15 protein-coding genes are annotated in these 23,479 nt (G+C 63.5%); 9 read left to right on the top strand and 6 right to left on the bottom strand.

What is annotated here, in order from left to right; genetic code table 11:
* Positions 1 to 189: 189 nt before the first annotated feature.
* The 3 genes from GE027_RS16365 to GE027_RS16355 all read right to left on the bottom strand — a co-directional run bounded on the left by GE027_RS16365 (position 190) and on the right by GE027_RS16355 (position 6,271).
* On the bottom strand, positions 190 to 1,626 hold the full coding sequence (locus tag GE027_RS16365) for a DUF1552 domain-containing protein (protein WP_153558293.1): 1,437 nt from the start codon (positions 1,624 to 1,626) through the stop codon (positions 190 to 192).
* Positions 1,627 to 1,637: 11 nt separating this feature from the next.
* The gene (locus GE027_RS16360; protein WP_162006769.1) at positions 1,638 to 4,316 is read right to left on the bottom strand and encodes a DUF1592 domain-containing protein; all 2,679 of its coding nucleotides are present in this window, start codon (positions 4,314 to 4,316) and stop codon (positions 1,638 to 1,640) included.
* Between the two features lie 131 nt (positions 4,317 to 4,447).
* Positions 4,448 to 6,271: an ATP-binding cassette domain-containing protein gene (locus GE027_RS16355; protein ID WP_153558313.1), complete on the bottom strand. Its 1,824-nt coding sequence runs from the start codon at positions 6,269 to 6,271 to the stop codon at positions 4,448 to 4,450.
* A gap of 278 nt (positions 6,272 to 6,549) precedes the next feature.
* Here GE027_RS16355 and GE027_RS16350 point away from each other — a divergent pair, with 278 nt between their 5' ends.
* From GE027_RS16350 to GE027_RS16340, 3 genes are all read left to right on the top strand, one after another.
* A complete protein-coding gene (locus GE027_RS16350) occupies positions 6,550 to 7,845 on the top strand; it encodes a hypothetical protein (RefSeq protein ID WP_153558291.1) in 1,296 nt (431 codons plus the stop codon).
* A gap of 137 nt (positions 7,846 to 7,982) precedes the next feature.
* Entirely contained in the window at positions 7,983 to 8,708 is a 726-nt protein-coding gene (locus GE027_RS16345) for a hypothetical protein (protein WP_153558290.1), read from the top strand.
* A gap of 2 nt (positions 8,709 to 8,710) precedes the next feature.
* Complete coding sequence (locus GE027_RS16340; protein WP_153558289.1) at positions 8,711 to 9,295, top strand: NUDIX domain-containing protein; 585 nt, start codon at positions 8,711 to 8,713, stop codon at positions 9,293 to 9,295.
* A gap of 138 nt (positions 9,296 to 9,433) precedes the next feature.
* On the opposite strand, the gene GE027_RS16335 is transcribed toward GE027_RS16340, so the two are convergent.
* Together GE027_RS16335 and GE027_RS16330 are read right to left on the bottom strand one after the other, a co-directional pair.
* A complete protein-coding gene (locus tag GE027_RS16335) occupies positions 9,434 to 10,342 on the bottom strand; it encodes an N-acetylglucosamine-6-phosphate deacetylase (RefSeq protein WP_153558288.1) in 909 nt (302 codons plus the stop codon).
* On the bottom strand, positions 10,339 to 11,094 hold the full coding sequence (locus GE027_RS16330; RefSeq protein ID WP_153558287.1) for a glucosamine-6-phosphate deaminase: 756 nt from the start codon (positions 11,092 to 11,094) through the stop codon (positions 10,339 to 10,341). The genes GE027_RS16335 and GE027_RS16330 overlap by 4 nt, the downstream gene beginning before the upstream one ends.
* A 68-nt stretch (positions 11,095 to 11,162) precedes the next feature.
* Between GE027_RS16330 and GE027_RS16325 the strand changes: the two genes are divergently transcribed.
* Positions 11,163 to 12,509 carry an NRAMP family divalent metal transporter gene (locus GE027_RS16325; RefSeq protein ID WP_153558286.1) on the top strand — a complete coding sequence of 449 codons (1,347 nt, stop codon included), beginning with the start codon at positions 11,163 to 11,165 and terminating at the stop codon, positions 12,507 to 12,509.
* 77 nt (positions 12,510 to 12,586) lie between these two features.
* Here the strand turns inward: GE027_RS16325 and GE027_RS16320 are convergent, their stop codons facing one another.
* Positions 12,587 to 15,145 carry a ComEC/Rec2 family competence protein gene (locus GE027_RS16320; protein ID WP_153558285.1) on the bottom strand — a complete coding sequence of 853 codons (2,559 nt, stop codon included), beginning with the start codon at positions 15,143 to 15,145 and terminating at the stop codon, positions 12,587 to 12,589.
* A 23-nt stretch (positions 15,146 to 15,168) separates the two neighbouring features.
* On the opposite strand from GE027_RS16320, the gene GE027_RS16315 reads away from it, so the two are divergent.
* The 5 genes from GE027_RS16315 to GE027_RS23775 form a co-directional block, all read left to right on the top strand.
* Entirely contained in the window at positions 15,169 to 17,352 is a 2,184-nt protein-coding gene (locus GE027_RS16315) for a LamG-like jellyroll fold domain-containing protein (RefSeq protein ID WP_153558284.1), read from the top strand.
* Between the two features lie 391 nt (positions 17,353 to 17,743).
* The gene (locus GE027_RS16310) at positions 17,744 to 19,294 is read left to right on the top strand and encodes a hypothetical protein (protein WP_153558283.1); all 1,551 of its coding nucleotides are present in this window, start codon (positions 17,744 to 17,746) and stop codon (positions 19,292 to 19,294) included.
* A 54-nt stretch (positions 19,295 to 19,348) separates the two neighbouring features.
* The gene (locus tag GE027_RS16305) at positions 19,349 to 19,891 is read left to right on the top strand and encodes a Uma2 family endonuclease (protein WP_153558282.1); all 543 of its coding nucleotides are present in this window, start codon (positions 19,349 to 19,351) and stop codon (positions 19,889 to 19,891) included.
* A 306-nt stretch (positions 19,892 to 20,197) separates the two neighbouring features.
* On the top strand, positions 20,198 to 21,640 hold the full coding sequence (locus GE027_RS16300) for a hypothetical protein (RefSeq protein WP_153558281.1): 1,443 nt from the start codon (positions 20,198 to 20,200) through the stop codon (positions 21,638 to 21,640).
* 1,320 nt (positions 21,641 to 22,960) lie between these two features.
* Positions 22,961 to 23,479 (top strand): dockerin type I domain-containing protein (locus tag GE027_RS23775; protein ID WP_390621603.1); only part of this gene is annotated, 519 nt, incomplete at its 3' end.

Genomic DNA, 23,479 nt, shown 5'->3' with positions numbered 1-23,479 from the left:
TGGGGGCGCTGGAGTCCAGGCTTCAGCCGCCCGGTGTGCCGGCCGCAAATCGCCTAAAGGCTAGACTCCAGCGCTGGAGTCCAGGCTTCAGCCGCCCGGGCGCGCCGGTGCGCAAGCGCAAACCTCCGCCCCGTCCAAACTCTGGCGAGTTCAGCTACGACAATGGATGCGAACGGGGTCCGCGACCCTCTACGCTCGAATGGCGTCGACCATTTGGTGGTCTCGAGGTTTCTGGCCCAGCCGCGTGGGCACGTCCAGGGCCGCCAACATCGTGTTGTACACGTCGATCCCTTCGGCTTTGACGTCCAGCGTCCGGCCGGTTTTCAGCCGTCCGCCGGCACCGCTCACGGCGTGGAACACACCGGAAAGCTCTCGTTTGACGTCGTTGTGGCGGCCGTCGCCGGATTCGGTGGAAATCGTGATCAGCGAGTTTTCCAGAATCGATTTGCCGTTGGCTTCGATCGTTTCGTCCAGCCGCCGGAGGAAGTACGCGACCTCGCGCATCTTCATGTGGGCGTGGGCGCGGAGAGCTTCGTTCTTCTTCTTGGGGTTGAACTTATGCCACCACTCGTGGCTGCAGCCCGCGCTGCCCGAGGCGTTCAACTGGGCGGCGTCGTCGAACCGGTAGACCAAGCGATCGTCGTAGCGGTAGTCGCCGGTCAGACGGATGCGTTCTCCCGCGGCCAGGAAGGTCAGGGATCCGAAACGCACGCGATCCATCTGGATGGCCAGAGCGTACAGGTCGGCCATCAACCGCCATTCGGTGACCAGTTGCTCCAGGGTGATGTCGATGCCTTCACCGCCGGGGTCGGCGATGCCACCGTGGGCGACCGTGCTCTGCGGCGGCAGGGGCGGAGCATCCTCGAGAACGTGGGGCATCTCGAAGGCCCGCTGTTCGAATTCGCGGATGCGGTCCAGGTGGTCGGCCACCCGCGACCGCGAGGCTTGTCCCAGTGGCGAGCGGCCGCCGGTGTAGAAACGGTACTGGTCGACCACCGCGTCCAGGACGCTGCGCCGCAGGCGTTGTTCGCGGGCGTCGCCGCCGGCCCCTTCCACGGCCACTTGGCCGAACACCCGGTCGAACAGATCTCGCGGCTTCTCCTGCATGGTCGCGGCGACCGTCCCGTCGGCGTTGTAGGAATGCACGTAGCGGCTGACGCGGCTGCGGCGAAAGAAGGTACCACCGACGAGGGTCGAAACCATTCCGGCGGGGAGGCCCTGGGGGTAGTGCGCGTGCCGGACCACCTGGTCGATCGACGGCCCGCCGGCTTTGGCTTCGCCACTGGGCGGTTCGGCGGTGAACGCTCCGCTGGCCCCATCAAAGTGCGCGTTGATCCCCGATTCGTCGCAGCGAACCTGGTCGACGTTCTGCAAAAACAGCAGCTTGTCCCGCAGCGGCTTCAGCGGTTCCAACACGCCATCAAAACCTTCGCTCTGTAGCGGCGCCGGAATGCCTAGGCCGAAGAACACGTTGAAGGCTCGCACCGGCACCTGCTGGCTGGCCACGGCCTTGGCCGGAGCCGCCACGGCGCTCGACAGCAGCATCTCCTCCAACAGCGGCAAACCGATAACGCTGGCACCGATGCCACGCAGCATCGTTCGACGATGAAAACGAACGCGAGCCATGAATACAGTTCCTAGGGACGGGTTTTTCGAACCAAATCACTTAACACAATCGCACGGATCACATCGCGGTAGCTGCCGCCGGCCGCTTGCGAACTTTCACACACCTGCTGCATCACCGGGGCATCGGCGGCCGTCAGCGGCCGGCCGACGGCAAACTGCGCCAGCTTCCAGCACAGCGTGTCCTGCACCCGGTCACTGGCCGCGAGCAACTGGGCCAGCTGCTGTGTGGTTTCGTAGGCCTGTGGCTGGCCGCTGCCGGGGATCTGAACCGCGCCGTCTTCGCGCAGCGGGTTGCCGTGTTCGTCTTCGGTGTGGAAGGTGCCCAGGCCGTCGTAGCGTTCCAAGCCATAGGCCAGCGGTTCAAAGCGTTTGTGACATCCACCGCAGGCCGTGTTGGCGACCCGCTGCATGGCGATTTTGCGCTGGGTCAGTCCTTTCTGGGTGGGCACCGGAGTGGTGTCGACGCAGGGCGGCGGGTCGTTCACCACGCCGCGCAGCAAGTCGTGCAGCAAGAACAATCCGCGCGAGACCATCGACGCTTCGTCGCCGCCGACGGTCAATACGCTGCCGTGCGTCAGCAGGCCGCCGCGCGTCGGGTCGTCGCTCAGATCCACGCGGTACCACTGGCGATCCTGTGCCGCGCCCGGCGGCGGTTCGATCTTTTCACGGCGGCCTTGCAATCGGTAGTGCTCGGCCAACGCGCCGGTGACATAGGTTTCTTGGGCATTCAATAATTCGGCCAGGGGACGGTCCTCCTGCCACGCCACCCGATGAAACAAGGCCAGCGTTTCCTCACGCATGTCCTGGGCCAGACCGGGATCCCAGTTGGGAAACCGGGCGGCGCTCGGTTGCAGGTTGCCCAACCGGTTCAGGTTCAACCACTGCGTGGCGAACTGCTCTGCTCGCTGGGCCGCCCGCGGATCCTTCAACATCCGGTCGACGTGAGCGGCGACTTGCTCGGGATTCAGCTTGCCATCGCGAGCGGCCCGAAACAGTTTCTCATCCGGCGGGCCGCCCCACAGGATGTAACTGATCCGAACGGCCAGTTCGTGATCGCTGACGGTCCACGATCCTTCGGCCGGTTGATGTTCGATGCGATAGATAAAACGCGGCGACTGGAGCATCGCTTCGAGCATGAACCGCACGGCTTCGGTGAAGTCACCGCCGCTGCTGGCCACGGTGGTGGAAATGCCGCGGTACAGGTCGACCTCGTGCGGCTCCAGCGGACCTCGCAGGACCCAGCGCCCCATGTCCTCGGACAATTTTCGCATATTGTCGTCGATCAGTTTCCGGCTGTTCGTAAACCGTTTGGCAAAGGCATCGACGTCCATCTTGGCCACGATCTGCTGGGCCAGTGTGGCGTAGGCTTCGACGTGCTTGAGGTCCACGTTCAGGTTATAGGCCGTATTGGCAAAGCCGTCGGCACGCAGGTCCGGGGGCAACATCGCGGTGGCTTCGCGGGCGATGTCCACGCCCACAGAATCGGCCACCGTGCGAATGTACTCATCGACCGTCAAACGCTGGACCCACAACTGGTCGGTGCGTCCGTCGTGAAGGTACAACGCGGGATCGATGACATCGATCGACCACTGGGCACCGCTGGCGATCCATTGTTTCAGGGCCTGTTTGTCGTCGGGCGACAGCGGGGGGCGTTCGTGAGGCATGTCGTCGCTTTCGACGGCCAACCACACCGAACTCTCTTCGGGTTTGCCGGGCACGATGGCCGGCCCACTGTCTCCGCCCGTCGCCGCGGCGATTTGTTGCGATAGGTCCAGCCCGCCTTGTCGATTGGCCGGATCGTGGCATTCCAAGCAATTTTTGGCCAGCACTCTGGCGACCGTTCGATCGAAAGCTTGCAAGGATCGGTTCTCGGTTTGCTGCTCGGGCGAGGGTAGGTCGGGACCCGCCTGGAATCGGCCGGCCACTTCATCCGGCGGGAGGGCTCGGTTGTAAAGCGCCAGAAAGCGGATCGCGCCCTGCCAAGCTCGTCCGCCGCCCGCTTCGTCGCCGATCATCAGGTGATAGGATTCGTCCCAGCCGGCTAGCGTGCGACCGACATCGGCGGAAGCGACCTGCACGCCGTCGAGGTACATTCGCGAGCGGCCGCCGCGGTCGTGGGTGTACAAGACGTGCGTCCAGTCCCGTCGCACCGTGCCGTCCGGTGAGGACAGCGAGGGGACGCCGTTGCGGCCGGTTTTGCTGGTCCGCATTCGGACGTCGAACCGTTTGCCGTCCTGGCCCAGGGTGAGGTTGCGGTTGCTGGTGTCGCCCGAGAGCGTGACGATCCGGGCCGGACCGGTTTGATCGAGCCGGGCCGTGCGCAGCCAGGCTTCGATTGTCAACTCGCCGGACTTCTTGACGGCGCGGACAAACGCCCGCGGCGGCGCCGTGGAGCGAATCTGCGTCGGGGCCTGCAGTTGCCACGCCGCATCCCCGCTGCGAACGTCACGGGGCCGAGCCGCTTTGAGATCCAGTTTCTCGCCGTTCGGCGCCCCGTTGGCGATCACCGGTCCGGAAGCGGTGCGGAAATCGTACAGCAGCTGCAGGCCGGCGGGAACCGAATCCGCGGCGCCGGCGGACCGGGCTTCGGCTCGAGGGTTCGCCGCCAGCGAAACAGGGCTCGCCACCAGCGAAAGAAGCAAACAGAACGTCGCGGCCGAAGAATACCAACACCAAAACGAGGTTCGCATGGTCGCTGCTAACCACTGGTAAGAAGGAGGGAGGCCCCGGCGGATGTGGAGGCAAGGCCACATCGGTCGGTGGTAGGGGGCCCTTCATTGTAGAGCAGTTGGCAGCGGGAAGTGCAAGGAAAACTTGCCGATCAATGCTGGCAGGCTTCCAGTTCTTCCCAGCGGGCGTAGGCGGCGGCGAGTTCCGCTTCCAGCTGCGACACGCGTTGTTGGTTGTCGGCTTGCACCTCGCCGGGTTGTTTGTAGTAGTCCGGCTCGGCCATCGCGGCGTGCAAGCGAGCGATCTCGGCCTCGAGCTGTTCGATCTGCTCGGGCAGTTTTTCCAGCTCGTGCTTCTCTTTAAAACTCAGCCGCCGCGGCTGATCCGGCGCGGCCGACGATTTTGCGGTTTGCCCGCCGGCGGCCGGTTTGGCGGTCCGCTTGCTCGACTGTGTGGCGGCGGCCTTGTCCGCCGCTTCAGCCTGCCGCTGACGGACGACCCGCTGCCAATCGTCGTAACCGCCGACGTACTCATTCACGCCGTCGTCTTCAAACACGATCGTGCTGGTGACGACGTTGTTCAAAAAGGTTCGGTCGTGGCTGACCAACAGGACCGTACCGTTGAACTGCGAGACCTGTTCTTCGAGCATCTCGAGCGTTTCGCTGTCCAGGTCGTTGGTCGGTTCGTCCAGCACGATCACGTTGGCCGGTTTGGTCATCAGTTTGGCCAGCAGCACGCGATTGCGTTCGCCCCCGCTCAGAAACCGCACCGGCGTTCGGGCTCGCTCGGGCGTGAACAGAAAATCCTGCAGGTATCCGATCACGTGCTTGGTGGTTTCGCCGATCCGCACGCGGTCGCTGCCGTCGGCGACGTTGTCTTGGACAGAGCGTTCGGGGTCCAATTGGTCACGCAACTGATCAAAGTACGCGATCCGCACGTTGGAGCCGGTGCGGACCGAGCCGGACTGTGGTTGGAGCTGGCCGAGAATTAATTTCAGCAGCGTCGTTTTGCCGACTCCGTTGGGACCGATGATGCCGACCTTGTCGCCGCGCATCAGCGTCGTCGAAAAGTCCTCGACGATTCGTCGGTCGCCGTACGCAAAGGAGATGTTTTTGACTTCGGCGACCAACGCGCCGCTGCGCATCGCTTCCTGGATCTGTAGTTTGGCCGTGCCCTCGGTCTTGCGCCGCTCGCTGCGCTCGACACGCATGGCTTTCAGTGCGCGGACGCGTCCTTCGTTGCGGGTTCGCCGAGCCTTGATGCCCTGGCGAATCCAGGCTTCCTCTTCGGCCAGCCGTTTATCGAACAAGGCGTTCTGTTTTTCTTCGGCTGCCAAAGCGGCTTCTTTGCGCTGTAGGAACGTCTGGTAGTCGCAGGACCAATCGAACAGTTTGCCGCGGTCGATTTCCCAGATCCGGTTGGCCAGCCGCTGCAGGAAAGAACGGTCGTGGGTGATGAACAGCAGCGTGCCGTCCCAGCGATCGAGGAAGTTTTCCAGCCACAGGATCGACGCGATGTCGAGATGGTTCGTCGGCTCGTCCAGCAGCAACAGGTGCGGCTGGGCCACCAGGGCTTGAGCGAGCAGTACCCGACGCTTCATGCCACTGGAAAGCGTTTCGAAGCTGCCCGCCGGATCCAGTTCCATCTCGGCCAGCACGCGTTCCAAACGATGCTCCTGTTGCCAGGGTTCGCTCGTGTCGTCCTCGTCCAAGCCGGCGGCGACGACATCATGGATCGAACCGGTTAATTCTCGCGGTACATCCTGAACCAGGCGGGCCACGCGGGTTCCGGCTTCGAAAAGGATTTTGCCGCCGTCGGGCTCGAGCTCGCCGGCCAACAACTTCATCAGGGTCGTCTTGCCGGCGCCGTTGCGTCCGAGCAGGCCGATGCGTTGGCCGGATTCAATCTTCGCGGAGACCTCGTCCAGCAACGGTGGGCCGCGGAATCCGATCGATAATTCTTCGAGGGTGACCAGGGGCATAGTGTTCCGAGCGCGCTAGGGCGACCGTTGGCGGAGCGGGAAAACGTTGGGGGAGCGGGAAAACGTTGGCGGAGCGGGAAAACGCACGCGAACGATTTTGGGCTACGCTGCGGTCAGTGGCGAGGGGGGTCGCCGGCAGGGGCAGTGGCTACAATGAGCGGGGGTGCAGGGGTGGCTGGATGAAGGGGGCGATTTTTTCGCCCTCCCCTCCCAGCCCCCTCCGCCGCTCGCTGGACGACAGCTTCGCCCCCTCCCGCCAGTCCCAATCATCGATGCCCAAGTCGACGCTAACTCTGTACGCCTGCGAGGTCGCTTTGGACGACCGTTATCGTCTGCTACAGCGGGTCTGGATCGGCTTCTGGCTGGTGCTGATGGCGGTCACTTGGCGGCTGTGGTTGCCGCCCGACGGGTTTCCGGCCGTTCCCCTGCTGCCGGTTTCCAGCGTCCCGCCGGCGGTCGAATGGACGATGCTGGCCGTCGTCGTCGCCGCGATCGCCCTGGCCGCTGTGGTCCCTCGCGTTCGCTGGCAGAGTGCTGGTTGGATTGCCTTTTTGGCGGCAGGAATCGGTCTGGTGCTGCTGAACCAACACCGCTTGCAACCCTGGTTCTATCAAGCTCTGTTGCTGGCGGTGCTGTGGGCCAGCACGGATTCGCGCCGAGGTTTGGCGATGATGCGATTGCTGGCCGTGGCGATTTATTTTTATTCGGCCGTGGGCAAGTTCGATTTTCAATTCCTGCACACCGTCGGGCAGCAGTTCTTGCAGACCGCTGGCGGTCTTGGCGGGGTGGCCGTCGGCCAGTGGTCCGAGGGCCAGCGGTTGTGGGCGGCGGCGGTGTTTCCGGCGGTGGAGCTGCTGGTGGCGATTTTGTTGTGCTTTCGCATCACCCGTCTGGTGGCCGTGGGAGTGGGCGTGGCGATGCATGTGGCCACCATCGGGTTGCTCGGCCCCTGGGGATTGGCCCATCAGAGTGGCGTGTTGGTCTGGAACGCGGCGATGATCGCTCAATTAGTTCTATTGTTCACGCCCACACGAACGCGCCCTCGCGCTCGCGAGGGCGATGACGAAACCGGTTCGGCGCGCCGCTCGCGACGGCTGCTGCCCGCGGCGTTGGGCCTGATGGTAACGTGTCTGGCCCTTGTGCTGCCGTTGCTGGAACGTGCCGGATACTGGGATCACTGGCCGTCCTGGGCGCTGTACTCCCCGCACAATAGCCGCGTGACGCTGCAGGTGCATGCTTCGGCCGTGCAGCGTCTGCCGGAACGGTTGCAGGCCTTTCTGACTGCGCCCGGCGAGGACGGGTGGCAGAACCTGGATCTGGATCGCTGGAGCATCGAGGCGTTGGGCGTGCCGGATTATCCCCAGTCGCGGTTCCAGTTTGCGGTCGCGCGCCAAGTCCTTCGCTGCCACAGTTTGGGCCGTGGTGGCCGGATCGTGATTCAGGGCGTGGCCGACCGCTGGGCGGGGCAGCGGGAAACCGCTCGGGTCAGCACGCCGATGCAGATCGATGCCGCCGCCGATCGATTCCTGTTGAATACCCGCCCCCGCCCCTGCCCGCCCGAAACGTAGCCGGCATTCGGGACGCCTCGCCGGGTTCGCGGAATCTCTCTGCCGCAAATCGATTACACTGCTACTCTGTTCGCTCCGCCGCTGACGCCCCCCCACTCACTACGCTCACATCATTTCTTTCGCATAAGGATCGACGGATGTCTCGATTGTTCGCTATGGGCTGTCTGGCCTTCGCGGTAATGGTCACCGCAAACGCCCACGCCGACGACGACAGCCAACTAAACCTCCAGGTCAGTGGTCCGATTCAGATCGAGGAGGACTTTGAATCGGGTGCTTCACGCTGGTCGCCAACCGACGAGAAGAAGTGGAAGATCACCAAGATTGAAACAGACGACGGCGGCGTGAATCACGTTTACCATCTGCTGGGCAAAAGCGACTACACGCCGCCGCATCGCAGCCCGCACAGCATCTCGCTGCTGAGAGGCGTGATCGTGGGCGACTTTGAATTGACCGCTCGCGTGAAAACCCTGCAAACGTCGCGAGCCCATCGGGACATGTGTCTGTTCTTTGGTTACCAGAACCCAGGCCAGTTCTATTACGTGCATCTGGGGGAACGGACCGACGATCACGCCAATCAGGTTTTCGTCGTCGACGATGCCGCCCGCGTCAAGATCAGCGACAAGACCAATCCGGGTACCCCGTGGAAAGACGACACCTGGCATACGGTCAAAGTCGTCCGCCGCATCGCCGACGGAACCATCGAGATTTATTTCGACGATATGGATACGCCACACATGGTGGCCAAGGACAAGCGTTTTCAGTGGGGACAGATCGGCTTGGGCTCGTTCGATGATCTGGGCATGTGGGACGACGTCCGCCTGCAAGGCCAGTTGGCCGATCAGATTATCTTTGAGGGTCGATAGCGATGGCCGATGCGGATCAGGGGCCTGCCGGCGAAGGGCTGCCGCGACAACACGGCCCGTGGCGGATCCTCCACTCGCGCGAGGTCTATCGCGATCCCTGGGTGCGACTGCGGCAGGATGATGTCCGCCGTCCCGATGGTCATCCCGGCAGTTACGTGGTCGTGCATCTGAAGCCCGGCGTCTGCGTGTTGGCGATGGATGCGGACCGTCACGTCTACCTGACTCGCGAGTTTCATTACGGCGTCGGCCGAGTAACGCTGGAAGCGGTCAGCGGCGGAGTCGAACCGGGCGAGGCCGCCGAACCGACCGCTCGCCGTGAACTGGGCGAAGAACTGGGTATCACGGCCGGGCGGTTGACGGCGCTGGGAACCACCGATCCGTTTACCGCCAACGTGGTTTCACCGACCGCGTTGTTTCTGGCCGAAGACCTGACGTTTGGCCAGCCCGACCCGGAAGGCACCGAGCAGATCGAGTGCGTGAAGATGCCGCTGGACGAAGCGGTGCGGCGGGTGATGGAAGGCGAGATCACGCACGCGCCAAGTTGTCTGGTGATTCTGAAGACGGCGTTCACCCAGTCCCGTAAATGAAGTCGCCAGACGTTGGGGCGTGCTGGAGTCCAGGCTCTAGCCGCTTTCGGTGACAGGTCTGAATCGCCTGAAGGCTCGACTCCAGCGCTCGTAGCTGAAGTCGATCCAAACTCTGGCGACGATCAGCTACGGTGCCGTTCACAACTCCAGCAGTCGGCGAGCGTTTCCGCCGCAGTAGGCATCGATCGTTGCCGGGTCCGTGCCCATACTCTGCAGGTTCTCGATCATCATCGGCATCGTGGCGGCCGAACCGGCCAACTGGCCGCTGTCGTCGAAGCGCGGGGGGCCGTTGGGCGCGACCGAAACGATTCGTCCGGCCAACGGGAACCGTCCCGGTCCCAGGCCCGCCGCGGCGATCGCATCGGTCGTCATCACCACGTGCTGGCGGGGTATCAGCCGCAAATAGTTTTGCAGTGCAAACAGCGGGATGTGGTGGCCGTCGGCGATCAAACCGATGTGCAGGTGGTCGGCCAGCGAGAGTACGCGCTGGACGATGTTGTCGTGCCGGGGCAAGGTCACCGGACAGCCGTTGCCCAGGTGCGTAAACATCCGCAGGCCGGAGTCGATGCCCCGCTTTAGGTCGTCGAGGGACGGGTCGCAGTGGCCGGCCGAAACGATCACGCCCTGGTCGGCCAGGTAGCGCGTCGTCGCGGCCCCCTCGTCGCATTCGGGGGCCAGCGTGAAAATCCGGACCAAGCCCTCGGCGGCCTCCAGCAGACGTTTGGCGAGGTCGACCTTGGCCGGGCCGGTCGCTTCGCTGCTGTGCGCCCCGATATAGCCCTGAGCCGGGTTTAGGAACGGTCCCTCGACGTGCACGCCGGCGACCATTTCGGTGGCCAGCGCGTCCTCGCGGACGATGCTCGCCAGGGTCGCCAGCCGTCGCTGCAGGCAATCGACCGGAGCGGTGATCAGGGTCGGCAGAAAGGACGCCACGCCGTCGCGGCGCAGGCTCTCGCAAGCCCCGTGAAACGATTCGGCGGTCAGGTCGTCGCCGTTAAAATCCACGCCGGCGTAACCGTTAACCTGGATATCGACAAAGCCGCTCACGACGCCGCCTGCCGAGTGCTCTCGCTCAGCTTCGACGCGGCTGGCGGGTCCAGCAGCAACGTGCAATTGGGGTGTTGCTGGAGGATCGAAGCGGGCACGTCGGGCGTGACCGGGCCTTCGACCGCCGCCTGCACCGCATCGGCTTTACGCGTATCCGGCACGCTGCACAGGATCGCTCGGCTCTTCATGATCTGCTGCACCGACATGCTGATCGCGTGCGTGGGCACTTCGTCCAGCGATCCGAACCAGCCTTCGCCGACCTGCTGTTGCCGGCACAGCCGGTCCAGTTCGACGATGATGTAGGGATCGGTGGCATCGAAGTTGGCCGGAGGGTCATTGAACGCCAGGTGCGCATTCTCGCCGATCCCGACCAGCGCGACGTCGACCGGTTGGCTGGATAATTCCTGGCCGATGCGGCGGACGTTCTCTTCCGGCGTGCCGCCGGCGTCGAGGAATTGGAACGAACCCAGAGGCACCTTCTGGACCAGGCGTTCGTCCAGGTAGCGACAGAATGACGCAGGGTGCGAGCGGTCGATTCCGATGTATTCGTCCAGATGAAAGCCGTCGACCAACTGCCAATCGATGTCGGGTTGCTGGGTCAGATGGTCCAGGACCGTAAACTGCGAGGCGCCCGTGGCCACGATCATCCGCGCACGACGGTTGTCGCTGATCGCGTCGCGAAGGATTTGTGCCGCTTTTTCGGCCGCGCGACGCCCCATTTCTTCGATGTCGGCAGCAATCTCGATCCGCATAGTGTACCTTGTGGCAAATAGATTTCGGGGCTTGGAAACTACGACGCTACAGAGTTTGGCATTGGCCGATGCAGAACGCAACAACCACACAGACGACGAAACGCTCTCTCGGGGATTGGCTGCGGTCCATTGGACCTGCGGTCGTTGTGGCCGCCGTGGTCCTGGGACCCGGTACGATCACCATCGCCTCACGTGTCGGGGTGCGACACGGCTACACCATTGGCTGGTTGGTGCTGACCACGTCCGCCCTGATGGCAATGATGACGGTGGCCGCGCTGTACGCCGGCGTGTCCCACCCCCGCACGCCCGGGCGACGACTGCGGCAACGATTCGGTTATTGGCCCACGGTCGCGATCGGCGTGGTCCTGTTTTTGATCGTCGCGTTGTTTCAGTCCGGTAACAACCGCGCCCTGCTGTTGGCCGCAGAGTACTTTGCGCCGACGTTGAAAGATTCGCCGTGGACCTCGGTCGGGTTTCTGGTGGCTTTCAATCTGGGCATCGTCGTATTCTTCTTGGCCGCCCGCGACGTGTACCGCATCATCGAAGCGGCGATGCTCAGCATGGTCGGTTTGATGATCGCGTGTTTTCTGGTCAACGCCTTTGCCGGCGGCGTTCGCCCCGGCGCCGCGGTGTCGGGTTTGGTGCCGACGGGGTCGTCGATTCGAGCGGTGTCGGAACAGTTGACCGGTGACATTCGTGCCCTGATGGCCACGACGTTTTCGGTGGCCGGCGCGTTCTACCAGTGTTATCTGGTGCGGGAGCGTCGCTGGACGGTCGGTGAGCTGCGTTTTCGGTCGGTCGACAGCTGTGTGGGAATCGCCACGCTGGGTGTGTTGACGATGTTGATCATGTGGACCGCGGCGGCCGCTCTGCACGGCAAGATCGCTCCGGAAATGGTGACCGGCATCGACACCCTGGCCGACAGCCTGCGCCCGACCTTCGGCCGCGTCGCGACCGGCGTGTTCGCCACCGGGATTCTGGCCGGAGCCGTTTCGTCCTTTGTCGGTAACGCCTTGATCGGCGGCACCGTATTCTCGGACTGCCTGGGCTTGGGCAGCCGGGCTTCGCACGTGGGGCCCCGCCGCTTGACGGTGTTGGCCTTGGTCTTTGGCGCGGCCATCGCCTCCTGGTCGGTGTTCGCCATCGAGAGCAACGTCAACTTCATCGTGATCGCACAAGGCTTGACCGCCCTGGGCTTGCCGGTCATGGCCCTGGCTCTGCTGTGGTTGCTGATCGATGGCGGCCGCGCCCCCAAGTGGCTGGTCGCCGGAACGATCGTCGGCGTGCTGGTCACGTTCGCGCTGGCCGCCGCAACGGTGCAGAAGCTGACCGCGCCCAAACCCGCCCCCGAGGCGCCGGTCGAGGAGGTATCAACCGTAGTGGACGAAGCAATGAGTCCCGAACCTCAACCGTAATGGACGAAGCAACGAGTCCTCAGCGTTCAGGGACTCGTCGCCTCGTCCACTACGGACTCGTCGCCTCGTCCACTACTCTACGGCCCCGCCGACACCGTCACGCGTCCCTCCGAATCGATGCGGGTTCGCAGCGCTCCTTCCAGCGCCGTCACGTGTACGTCGGCGCCGTTGCGGCCCAGCGTCTCCAGCACCGCCGGCTGGCCCGCTCGGCGGCTGCCGCTGACGATCACCGTTCGCGGCCGAGCCCAGTCCAGCAGCGGCCGCGGATCCTGTTGCAGCGAGCCATGGTGTGGCGCCATCAGGATCCCTCCGCCCGGCGGCCGCGGATGTTCGAGTAGGCGTTCGGTGCCGGGCGATTCCAGGTCGCCGGGCAACAGCAAGACTCGCCCGGCATGCTGCAGTCCCAGGACCAGGCTATTCGCATTGTCGCTGCCGGCCATCCGCTGCGGCGGCGGATGGTAGATCGTTGTCGATGAGGGCGACTTGGCCAGCGCCAGCGTCTGGCCGGCGTGCTGCACGATCACCTCCACGCCTGCGTCGGCGATCGCCACGCGCAGAGGGTGCAGCCCTGGTTCATCGGTTTCTAACATCCCCGGCGGCGTGATCACGCGTCGCACGCCAAAGCGCCGCAGTAATCCCGGCAGCGCGTTGTAATGATCCGCGTCGGCGTGCGACAGCACCACCGCGTCCAGCCGCCAGATGCCGTAGTGCCACAGCACGCTCTGGATCGGCCGACTGCTGAACGCCGGATCGCCCAGCCGTCCGCAGTCGTACAACCACACTGTGCCGTCGTCCTGGCGGATCAATACGCTCGTCCCGTGACCGACGTCGATGAACGTCGCTTCCAGAGTGCCCGTGGGGACCGGATGCTGGACGCCGCTGCAGTACAGGGTCGCCAGCGGCAGAGCGACCAACATCCAGACGCCCAGCCACGACAGCAGCAAGCCCACGCGCGGCCAGCGGCGCGGCAAAAGCAGCCCCCCGGCCAGGACGCCGTAGAAGCCGGCCACCCACGGCCCCGGCGGCGAGGGCAGCCAGCGGTGGCCGCCGGGCACCGTCGCGATCGTTTCGATGATCCACAGCATGCACGTCAAACTGCCGTGGCAGACTGCCGCAGGTAGGGTGGCCAGCGGGTCTAGTGCCAAGCCGCACGCCACGGTTGCCAAACCAGAAATCAACGCGACCATCAGCGGCAGACCGAGCAGGACGTTCGCCAGGATCGATACCGGACTGAGGATGTGGAAATGAAACCAGACCAGCGGGGCGGTGATCGCCCAAACCCAAAAGCTGAACCAGAGGGCCAAGCGGATGCGTCTCAGTGCCGTCAGGACGCCGCGTCGCAGCCAACCCAGCCGCGCGTCCAGCAGTCGGTCCAGCGGGTCGGCGGCTTGTCCCCTCGCTGCCATGGCCGACACGCCGCGGCTGGCCAGAATCAACGTACCTACGGCCAGGAACGACAGGTGCACGCCGACGGCCGAAAGGTTGGCAGGGTCCCACCACAACAACCCCAGAGCGGCCAGAGCCAGGGCGTTCAGGGGATGCACCAGTCGGCCTGACCACGCCCCCAGCAGCAACGCTCCGACCAACAACGCCGCGCGCATCACCGGCGGACGTCCTCCGGTAACCGCTGCATACACCACACAAATGACGAACACGCCCAGGTACTGCTTGTTCTGGGACAGATTGGTGGCGGCAAGCAACCAGGCCGCCGCCAGGGCCACGATGCCCAGGTGCAGGCCGCTGACCGACAACAGGTGGGCCGTGCCCGTTTCCAGCAGCAGTTCCCGAGTCGATCGCGCCACCGCTTCGCGCCGTCCCAGCACCAACGCGGCCGCCAGCGTACGGGTCGAGGGTGGCAGATGTTGGGCAAGGATCTGCTCGCCACGATTGCTCAGCCGCGCGAACGGACGACGCACGTCGGTAGCGGTTTCCAGGCGATGCACCTGAGACGGCGAGTCGACCAGCAGGTGGGCGTGCCGACCGGCAGCCAGTTGCCGCGCCCGTAGGTCCGGTTCGCCGGGGTTACGGGGGCCTTCAATCGGTTGCAGTTTGCCCATCACTCGCAGGCGATCGCCCGGCAGGATATACGGTGTCTCGGCGTCCACGATTACTTTCACACCGCCCTCGACGGGCACCCATCGGGTTCCGGCGCGGAGCTCGGTCACGCGGGCATCGAACATCGACTGCCACGCCTCCGCGCGGCCCTGCAGGCGAGCCAGCGTATTGGGGCGCCGCTCGACCATGCTGGTTACCGTCGCCCGGAGGACAACCGGCTGGGGATCCGGCCGCAGAAAGGTCGGTAGCGTCGCGTGGTCGTGCTGTTCATAACGGGCCGCAGCGTGGATGGAGAAGGCGGCCGCCAGAGAGCCCATCGCCGCCAGCCATCCCACGCGCGGGTGCCCCGCTCGGCGATGCAGGACCCACAACAAAGCGGCCGCGGAAGCGGCTAGAATGGTGAACCGCGGTGACCATAACCCACCTTGGATCCCCGCCGCCGCCGCCATCGCCAGTGTGATCATGGGATGCCGCCGCAGCAGATGCCGATCGGCTCGATCGGAATCGGCCAACCGCTGCGAGGGTCTCACCGGGCCGCTGGTTTGTGTTTGGTTGCCCCACATGCCTGTATGGTATCGCATTCTCGCCCCTCGGAGTCCTGCCCATGTTGCTGCGATTGATCCCGTCCGTTTGGACGCTTTTGGTTCCTTTGATGCTTGGCTTGGCCGCGCCGGCCCCTTGGCTCACGCCGGCGCGAGCGGAACTGCGCGTGGGGGCGGCCGTGACCGATGTGACGCCGCCCGAGTTGCCCGTCTTGGTCAACGGCGGAATGCTCAGCCGCAGCTCCGATAAAGTGAAAACGCCTGTGTCCGCGCGAGCCATCGTCGTCGAAAATGACGGCCGACGCGTGGCCATCGTCGTCGTGGACAGCTGCATGATGCCGCGGCCGTTGCTCGACGACGCCAAACATCTGGCGGCCAAGCGGACGCAGATCAAACCGGAAGACATGCTGATCAGCGCCACGCACACCCACACCGCGCCCTCCTGCATGGGCGCCCTCGGTACCGACGCCGATCCCGCTTACGTGTCCTACCTGCGGGAACGCTTGGCGGTCGCGATCGCCGCAGCCGAAGCTCGCTTGCAGCCCGCCCGCGTCGGCTTCGCTTCGACCGATGCCGCCGCCTACACCGCGATCCGCCGCTGGGTGCGGCGCAGCGACCGCGTGGCCGATGACCCGTTCGGAAACCCCACGGTGCGGGCCAACATGCACGCGGCCAACAACTGGGACGACGTCACGGGCCCCTCCGGACCGGAGGACCCCGAGCTGTCGTTGATCGCCTTCCAAAGCCCCGAGGGTCGACCCCTGGCCGTGCTGGCGAACTTTTCCATGCACTACTTCGGTGACAGCGGCATCAGCGCCGATTATTTCGGCTTGTTCTGCGAACGGCTGCAGCAGCGACTGGCCGGTGCGGACTCCGGCAGCGACGCGGTCTCGGGCGGCGGTATTGGCTCGGGGATCTCCGGAGAGGAAGCGGCGCCGGTGGCCATCATGTCCCACGGCTGCAGCGGCGACATCTGGCGGCGCGACTACACGCTGCCGCCGGAGCAGCGACCCGAGTGGACCATCGACGAGTATGCCGATCGGATGGTCGACTTGGCCTGGGACGCGTATCAAACGATCGACTACGACGGCGATGCGGACGTGGAGATGGCCGAGCGACGTCTGCAGCTGAAGTACCGCGTGCCGGACAAGCAGCGTTTGCAGTGGGCCCAGGGAATCGTCGAGGAGATGGGCGACCGGGCCCCGGAAAACACCACCGAGGTGTACGCTCGCGAACAGGTGCTGCTCGACCAGCTGCAGGACACCGAGGTCGTCGTCCAGGCCCTGCGGATCGGCGACATCGCGATCGCCACCACGCCCAACGAGACCTACGCGCTGACCGGTTGGAAGCTGAAATTGCAAAGCCCCGCCAAGCACACGATCGTGATCGAATTGGCCAACGGCGGCGACGGCTACATCCCGCCGCCCGAGCAACACCTGCTGGGTGGCTACAACACCTGGGCCGCGCGTTCGGCCGGCTTGGAAGTGACGGCGGAACCAAAAATTGCCGCCGCCGCTCTGGCCTTGATCGAACAGGTCACCGGCCAGCCGCGCCAGAAGCCGCAGTGGCCTGAGACGCCCGAGGTTCAGCAGACGCTCGAGCACCGGCCGCTGGCGTATTACCGGATGCACGAGTTCAAGGGGCCGCGGGCGGTCGACGCCAGTGCCAACCGCCGCGACGCGATCTACGAACCCGGCGTGGTCTTCTTTCTGGAAGGACCCGGCTTGTCGGAGACCGCTGAAACGTCGGTCCGCGAGCGGAACCGCGCGGCGCACTTCGCCGGTGGCCGGCTGCACACCCGGTTTGATGATCTGGGCGATACCTACAGCGTCGCGATGTGGTTCTGGAACGGCATGCCCCACGAGGGCCGTGAGACGACCGGATGGTTGTTCTCCCGCGACCATCCCGACGCCGTCTCCCCGCACGGCGACCATCTGGGCATCGGCGGCACCGCGACCACGCCCGGCCGCCTGGTCTACCAGTACGGCAACGACGATTCGGCGGTCGAAGTGGGCAGCACGCCGCTGGAACGTTGGACTTGGAATCGGGTTGTGTTCGTGCGCGACGGACAAAGCGTGCGGGTGTACTTGAACGACGGTGACGAACCCGAGATCAGCGTGACGCTGGATGACCGGCCCGCGCCGCAGTCCGGGCAGCTGTTCATCGGCGGCCGCAGCGACAACCGTTTCAATTTCGAAGGCCGGATCGACGAAGTCGCCATCTTCAACAAAGCGCTGAATCGGTAGCATCCGCCGTGGCATAGGCTTCCAGCCTGTGAGAGTAGCACGGCCGTCCCGGCCGTCGAGGTGCGCAATCCTCGGCTGAGGACAGCCGAGCTACTCTGTGTGGCATAGGCTTCCAGCCTGTGAAAGCAGCACGGCCGTCCCGGCCGTTGAGGTGCGCAATCCTCGGCTGAGGACAGCCGAGCTACTCTGGGTGGCACAGGCTTCCAGCCTGTGAGAGTAGCACTTCCGGAATCGCGGAGCGATGGTATGTGGTAGCCCCGGGCGCGAGCCCGGGGAAACGCAACCAAACCGCCGCAAAAGCCCTGGAAGGGCGACGGGAATGCCTCCCTGCCGGCTGTGGTATAGTGCGAGAGAGCGATGTTCGTATCGTCCCCGCCTGGAGAGCATTCAAATGACGCACAGTAGTCGTCGCCGGTTCTTGGCGAATGTCGGCAGTGGCATGTTGGTAGGCAGCCTGGGCACCGGTTTGGCCGGCGATCTGGGCATCCACACGGCCTGGGCGGAGGAGACGAACGATCGCTTGACGTTCGGCGAACTCGAGCCCCTGGTCGCGCTGATGCAGGAGACACCGCTAGAGAAATTGCAGCCCGCACTGCTGGCCCAGCTCGACGGCGGCACCGATTTGGCAACCCTGGTGGCCGCCGGCTCGTTGGCCAACGCTCGGACCTTTGGCGGTCATGACTACGTGGGCTTTCACACCTTCATGGCCCTGACCCCGGCGCTGGAGATGGCGGCCGAGTTGCCTTCCGATCGCCGACCCTTGCCGGTCTTAAAAGTGCTGTACCGTAATACCGCGCGGATTCAACAGTTCGGCGGCACGGGCAGCGAAGTGCTCAAGCAGCTCGACGATCACCAGCACGAGGGCGAGCGCGTCAGCGCGGAGGCTCTGCAGGCCATGACGCGGCAGGCCGATCAGGAGGGGGCGGAGCGGATCATGGCTGCTCTGCAGGAAGCGCCGCCCGCAGACGTCTTCAACCGTGTGCAGCACAGCGTGCAGGACGAAGCCGACGTGCATCGCGTGGTCTTGGCGTGGCGGGCCTGGGCGGCGATCGGCGTTGTCGGCGAGCAGCACGCCGGGACGCTGCTGCGGCAGTCGGTACGCTACTGCGTGCGGGACTCCCAGCGGCGGATCCGCGACGGCCGGCCCGATCCTCGGTTGTGGTCGTTGCTGCCACGATTGCTGGACCAATATAAATTGCTCAGCCGTCCCGTGGGGAATCGTCGCGGCGACGATGCCTGGGTCGAGGAACTGGCTTGGACGTTCTTTCAGAGCGATCGCGAGCAGGCGGCCGATGCGGCGGCTCAGGCTCTGGCCGAGGGCTATGCGCCCGATCAAGTCGGCGAAGCCATGTCGGTGGCGGCCAACCTGTTGCTGCTGCACGATCCGGGACGAGCCAAAGATGGCGACGGCGACAAGGTTAAGGGTTCGGTTCACGGCGCGTCGGTGGGCGTCCACGCTTCCGATGCCGCCAACGCTTGGCGCAACATCGCGCGGGTCAGCAACCCGCGAAACACGATCGCCAGCTTGTTGGTGGGAGCCTACCACACGGCCGGGCAGAGTCCTCGCGTGCGGCGCCAGCCGTGGCCGCTGAAGATGGACGCGGTCGAGCGAGTGGACGACAAGCAGAAACTGTTGCAGCAAACCGAACGAGCGGTCCGCGATCGCGACCAAGCGTTGGCGGGAGCGGCGGTCCAGCGCTACGCCGATCTCGGCGGATCGCCGCGAGCCGTTTCGGATGTGTTGTTGAAGTTCGCGACCAGCGAAGACGGCGCGCTGCACGCAGAAAAGTACTACCGCACGGCGACCGAAGAGTTCGCTCAAACGCGGCCGAGCCTACGGTGGCGACAGCTCGTGGCCCTGGCCCGCGTTTCGGCCAGCGAATACGGCACCGCCGCCCCCGGCTACCGCGAAGCCTGCGAACTTTTGAACGTCCCCGTCTGAACACGCCACTAAACAATCCCCGTAGCCGAAAAACGCCAGAGTCTAGAAACCAGCATGTCGTCTGTCGAAAAATTCACGCCTCGTTACACCATCGACCAATATGCCCAGTGGCAGGGCGACTGGGAATTATGGGAAGGTGTCGCGATCGCGATGACGCCGAGCCCCTTTGGCGTTCATCAAGGCGTGGTGACTCGGTTGAGTCGCGTGTTGGGAAACGCGATCGAAGCCGCAGCGTGTGACGCGGAGCCACTGGTGGAGCTGGATTGGATCATCAGCAACGACACGGTGGTCCGTCCCGACGTGCTGGTGGTGTGCGGGCGTCCGCCCGAGCGGCATTTGGAACAGACGCCGACGTTGGTGGCCGAAGTCTTGTCTGATTCGACCCGACAGAATGATTTGCACTACAAGCGGCAGCTGTACCGGCGCCAGGGCGTCGGCGTGTACTTGATCGTGGACCCCGCGACGCGAGCGATTCAAGTCGACCGTCGCCAGAGCGACGGTGGCTACCGCAGCGACACTGCCGGCAGCAAGCTCGACCTGCAGTTATGCGAGGACTGCGAGATCGAGCTCTCCACCGACGCGTTTTTCCACCGCTGACGCCTCGGCCCGCGGTTTGCCAGGGCAGGGCAGAGCGTTAGAATTCGACGTGTCTTGGACGCCTGACGCGGCAACGGACTCGCGTCTCTCTCCGTCCGCTCGTGCGTAGTGTTCGCTCGATAGCTTGAACGATTTGCAGCCTGAACGCGATTGACGGTAGCTCGAATGGATAATGCTCGATCGGCTCTATGCAGCCTTTTGGTCTCTGTGGTTCTTGTCAGTTCAGTTCTGGATGCGCAGGACCCTGGGCTGGGTTCTAATGTGCCTGCGTTATCTCCGGAGGTAACCTCGAGCGGTGCGTATACAGTGGCTACCTTGAGTGGCACGGACGATGGTGTCGACCTGCACACGACATTTGTCGACTGGACCACAAAGGACGTTTTTCTGCTTTCTGTAAACAAAAGCCAGAGTCCCAAAAGCTGTGTTGCGTTCGGGCACGCTTTCGATATGAACAGGTCAGAGACCGATCCGGTTCCCGTGTCGTTCACGTTTGAAGCACACGGCCCAATTGTGGGGCATGTTTATTGGGCTCAGAAAGGCCGACCGGAAGAAGTCAACGACTATAGCTTGCCGCTACCGAGGGTAATTCAGGGAGTTGCTAAAACGGACCTGCAGATTAATCGCAGTTATATGCAGGAGTTACTGGTGTGCGAGACCGGTGGCTTCTTTGTGTCGTATCGTATGCCGGCCGAATCAGCTGCATTTGGCTACCCGATTCGAGCTTGTTTCGCTTTTTCGGATTCTGGTCCGCGACAGTGGTATACATGCATCAATGGTTCGGGTTTGAAGCACGCACGCGTACAGCATCCTGGCAAGGATTTCGATCCGGTGCTGCCCGACGCAAAGCAAGTCACGAAAGATACCTGCCGACGGCTTTACGTGGACAATCAGTATAAGCAATGGTCGGGCACTTATAGTGACCTCGTCTATCGCACGGTTGCAAGCACCGAAAAAATCAGTGCAAAGACGCTCTCTGCTGAAGAGTCGCATGCAAGGGAGCGAGTCTTCTATCAGTTGATGCGACGTATTCGGGATCAGGTTGACCGTCATTTAAATGATGGGACATCGTTGTTCCTAGACCCGTTCGTTCGAGGCATGGTTCTTGAACAAGCGTTATGGCGTCCAGACCGCAGTCCTGCGACCGTGACGCACTTGCTGTCGCGTGTTTTGCGGGATTTGGAATCGAGCAGTGGTGATTCGTCCTTGTCCTACTCCCTGTTTTGCGCTTATGCAGATCTAGGCTTTGCGCCGAACGAAACCAGTCACGCGATGTTTATGCAATCTGCACAAGGTCAAGCGTTCGCGACTCGCGACGCTGCAGCAATTCTTGCTCGTTGGCGCTGGCCAACAGAACAGCGGCATGTCGATACCACGGTAGAATTTATTAAGACTGCCAAGCACATTACCGACAAACTGAACTGTGTCGAGACATTAATATTGATGGACGAGCTCGACCTTGTTCCAGCCGATCTGCTCCAGCGGTGGTTTGCCGAAATCAAAGGAGGTCCGGACAAGATTCGCCGCCCGCTCAACCTTCTGATGCAGAACGCAGCAGGTCGGCGATATTTGGCGGATAAGTTCCTTGCCCTGCCTGACGATGCCCCGCTGCGCGAACCGATCCGGGACCTCTTTGCCAACGAATTGACACATGTTCGAGAATCCGAGGACTACCGGTTCTGGACAAAAGAGGAATGCGACCGCCTCGAATCCGACCTGCAACTCGAGCTCACGGGCAACGAGAAGCGATAGCGAAACCGGGCGACTAGTGATAGACCGCTACGAATGGAAATACTGTGTCCTGGACGGATGCCATGTGTGGAGACGGCCTCGGTCGGAATCGCAGAGCGATGGCATGCGGTAGCCCCGGGCGCGAGCCCGGGGAAACGCTCACCGACGCTCACCGACGCGTTTTTCCGCCGCTGACGCCACGGCGTGCGGTTTGCCAGGGCAGGGCGGAGCGTTAGAATTCGGCTTGTCTCGGACGCCTGACGCGGCAGCGGAATCGACCCCGTTATCGCGCCCGGCAAGTCCTTGCGGGCCAGTAGCTCAGTTGGTTAGAGCAGGGCACTCATAATGCCTGCCGGGTCTGCGGAGAAAAATTAGAAACGTGGCTTTCTTAGCGTTTTGGGGTTCCAGGTTGTCCTGCTAGCCTAGGGGAAGCGGCGTGAACGGCCCATAACGGTTGTGGGAGTTGTGGAAATTCCGAGTGCACCTCGGGTGGGCTTTTCGGTGAGGAAATTCGCTCGTGTTAGCCGGCTTGAAGGATTCTTGGCTCGGTGTCGTGTGCTAGTTTGCCTGCGTCAGTCTGTGTTCACGTTCATAGGCTCCGGGAAGCGTCTCGTCCGCTTGCTCCTCTACCATTTACGAATGCGATACGGACATTACGGTGAACTCGTCGTGCAGGATAGTCCCCGTGCTGACTGCGGTCGCAGCGTTCGCTGCATGGTTCAGGGCTGTTGACTAAAGCAGATTGTTAAACAGTTTGCGCCGTTTCCTCATTCGATTGCGTTTTAAAGCGCCTGGCTGGCACTCAAGGTGGGGTCGGCGAGTCAAGTTTGATTTCAGCCCGCATTCCTGATAGGCCGGCGATCTGTCCGGTAGCGGCCGGTCCGTGGCGGCGAAGCAGGCGGGATGGCTCCCCCAAGGCAGCTCGTTAAGCCAATCCTGGTCGGTGGTTCTTCGTCGGGACGACTTCTTGGGGCGGATGGTCACGCTCTGTGGACGTCTTTTGCATTGACACGTCCGGGATGCTGGGCGCAACCAGCCTCTGCAGTTCGTTCGTAGGGCAAGCAGCCGCTGCTCGATCACTTCGTTTTCCAGTTGTGCAGGCAGTCGTAAGTAACGCAGCGCCTGCAATTGCGAGTCTTCGTCGTAGCGCGCCCCGCCCCACCCAGACGAGATGGGAAGGACAGATTCTGCAAAAGCGATTTCTGAAAGGCTTGACAAACGAAACCAAGCTGCCACACTTTCCCGCTACCGGTCATTGCGAAGGACAGTAATAGCATTTAAAAGCGTAGGGCAGCTGATGGGGCACAAAAAACTTGGCAAGCGCGTCTCGCCGGACATCTAATGCAACGTCGAGAGTCCGCTGCCACACGAGGAGTTGTGAGACGTCTTCGTTTTCAAAGTCTTCGGCCGCGGATGATGCTGGCAGGAGATCTGCACGGCGTGGATTCGGGCCCGGCTGAGTACACAGGGCTGGATCGTGCGCTCGAGTCATCTGTTAGGTTTGGGGATGTCAACAGCGATGGCAGCACTACGCCGCTGGATGTCCTGGCCATCATCAATGAGGTCAACCGGGCGCAGGGGGCTCAGTTTTTGCCCGGGGATCCATTGGACGTGAATGTTGATGGTTTCGTCAGCAGCGAGGACGCGCGTGCGGTTATGGCTGCCTTGGACGCGGCCGCGCGCGCTCGGCTTGCCGATTCCGTGGTGTCTGGGCAAAGTTACAGCGGTTCGGGGGACGGGGTAGGGTCGGAGTCAAGTCAGGAGTCAGTGGCCGCCTCATCGAGCTACAGTCCGTCGCCAAGCTACAGTCCGTCGCCGAGCTACAGTCCGTCGCCGAGCTACAGTCCGTCGCCGAGCTAC

It is taken from the genome of Roseimaritima sediminicola, from assembly GCF_009618275.1.
Lineage (GTDB): Bacteria > Planctomycetota > Planctomycetia > Pirellulales > Pirellulaceae > Roseimaritima > Roseimaritima sediminicola.
Note: the sequence above shows the minus strand (reverse complement) of the source record. Positions and strands in the feature narration are given on the sequence as shown.

What these genes read in the sequence shown, in the direction of transcription:
- GE027_RS16315 (WP_153558284.1), top strand. Translation starts at nt 15,169, where the DNA reads ATGTTGCTGCGATTGATCCCGTCCGTTTGGACGCTTTTGGTTCCTTTG.
- GE027_RS16360 (WP_162006769.1), bottom strand. Translation starts at nt 4,316, where the DNA reads ATGCGAACCTCGTTTTGGTGTTGGTATTCTTCGGCCGCGACGTTCTGT.
- GE027_RS16350 (WP_153558291.1), top strand. Translation starts at nt 6,550, where the DNA reads ATGCCCAAGTCGACGCTAACTCTGTACGCCTGCGAGGTCGCTTTGGAC.
- GE027_RS16305 (WP_153558282.1), top strand. Translation starts at nt 19,349, where the DNA reads ATGTCGTCTGTCGAAAAATTCACGCCTCGTTACACCATCGACCAATAT.
- GE027_RS16310 (WP_153558283.1), top strand. Translation starts at nt 17,744, where the DNA reads ATGACGCACAGTAGTCGTCGCCGGTTCTTGGCGAATGTCGGCAGTGGC.
- GE027_RS16365 (WP_153558293.1), bottom strand. Translation starts at nt 1,626, where the DNA reads ATGGCTCGCGTTCGTTTTCATCGTCGAACGATGCTGCGTGGCATCGGT.
- GE027_RS16345 (WP_153558290.1), top strand. Translation starts at nt 7,983, where the DNA reads ATGTCTCGATTGTTCGCTATGGGCTGTCTGGCCTTCGCGGTAATGGTC.
- GE027_RS16320 (WP_153558285.1), bottom strand. Translation starts at nt 15,145, where the DNA reads ATGCGATACCATACAGGCATGTGGGGCAACCAAACACAAACCAGCGGC.
- GE027_RS16330 (WP_153558287.1), bottom strand. Translation starts at nt 11,094, where the DNA reads ATGCGGATCGAGATTGCTGCCGACATCGAAGAAATGGGGCGTCGCGCG.
- GE027_RS16340 (WP_153558289.1), top strand. Translation starts at nt 8,711, where the DNA reads ATGGCCGATGCGGATCAGGGGCCTGCCGGCGAAGGGCTGCCGCGACAA.
- GE027_RS16325 (WP_153558286.1), top strand. Translation starts at nt 11,163, where the DNA reads ATGCAGAACGCAACAACCACACAGACGACGAAACGCTCTCTCGGGGAT.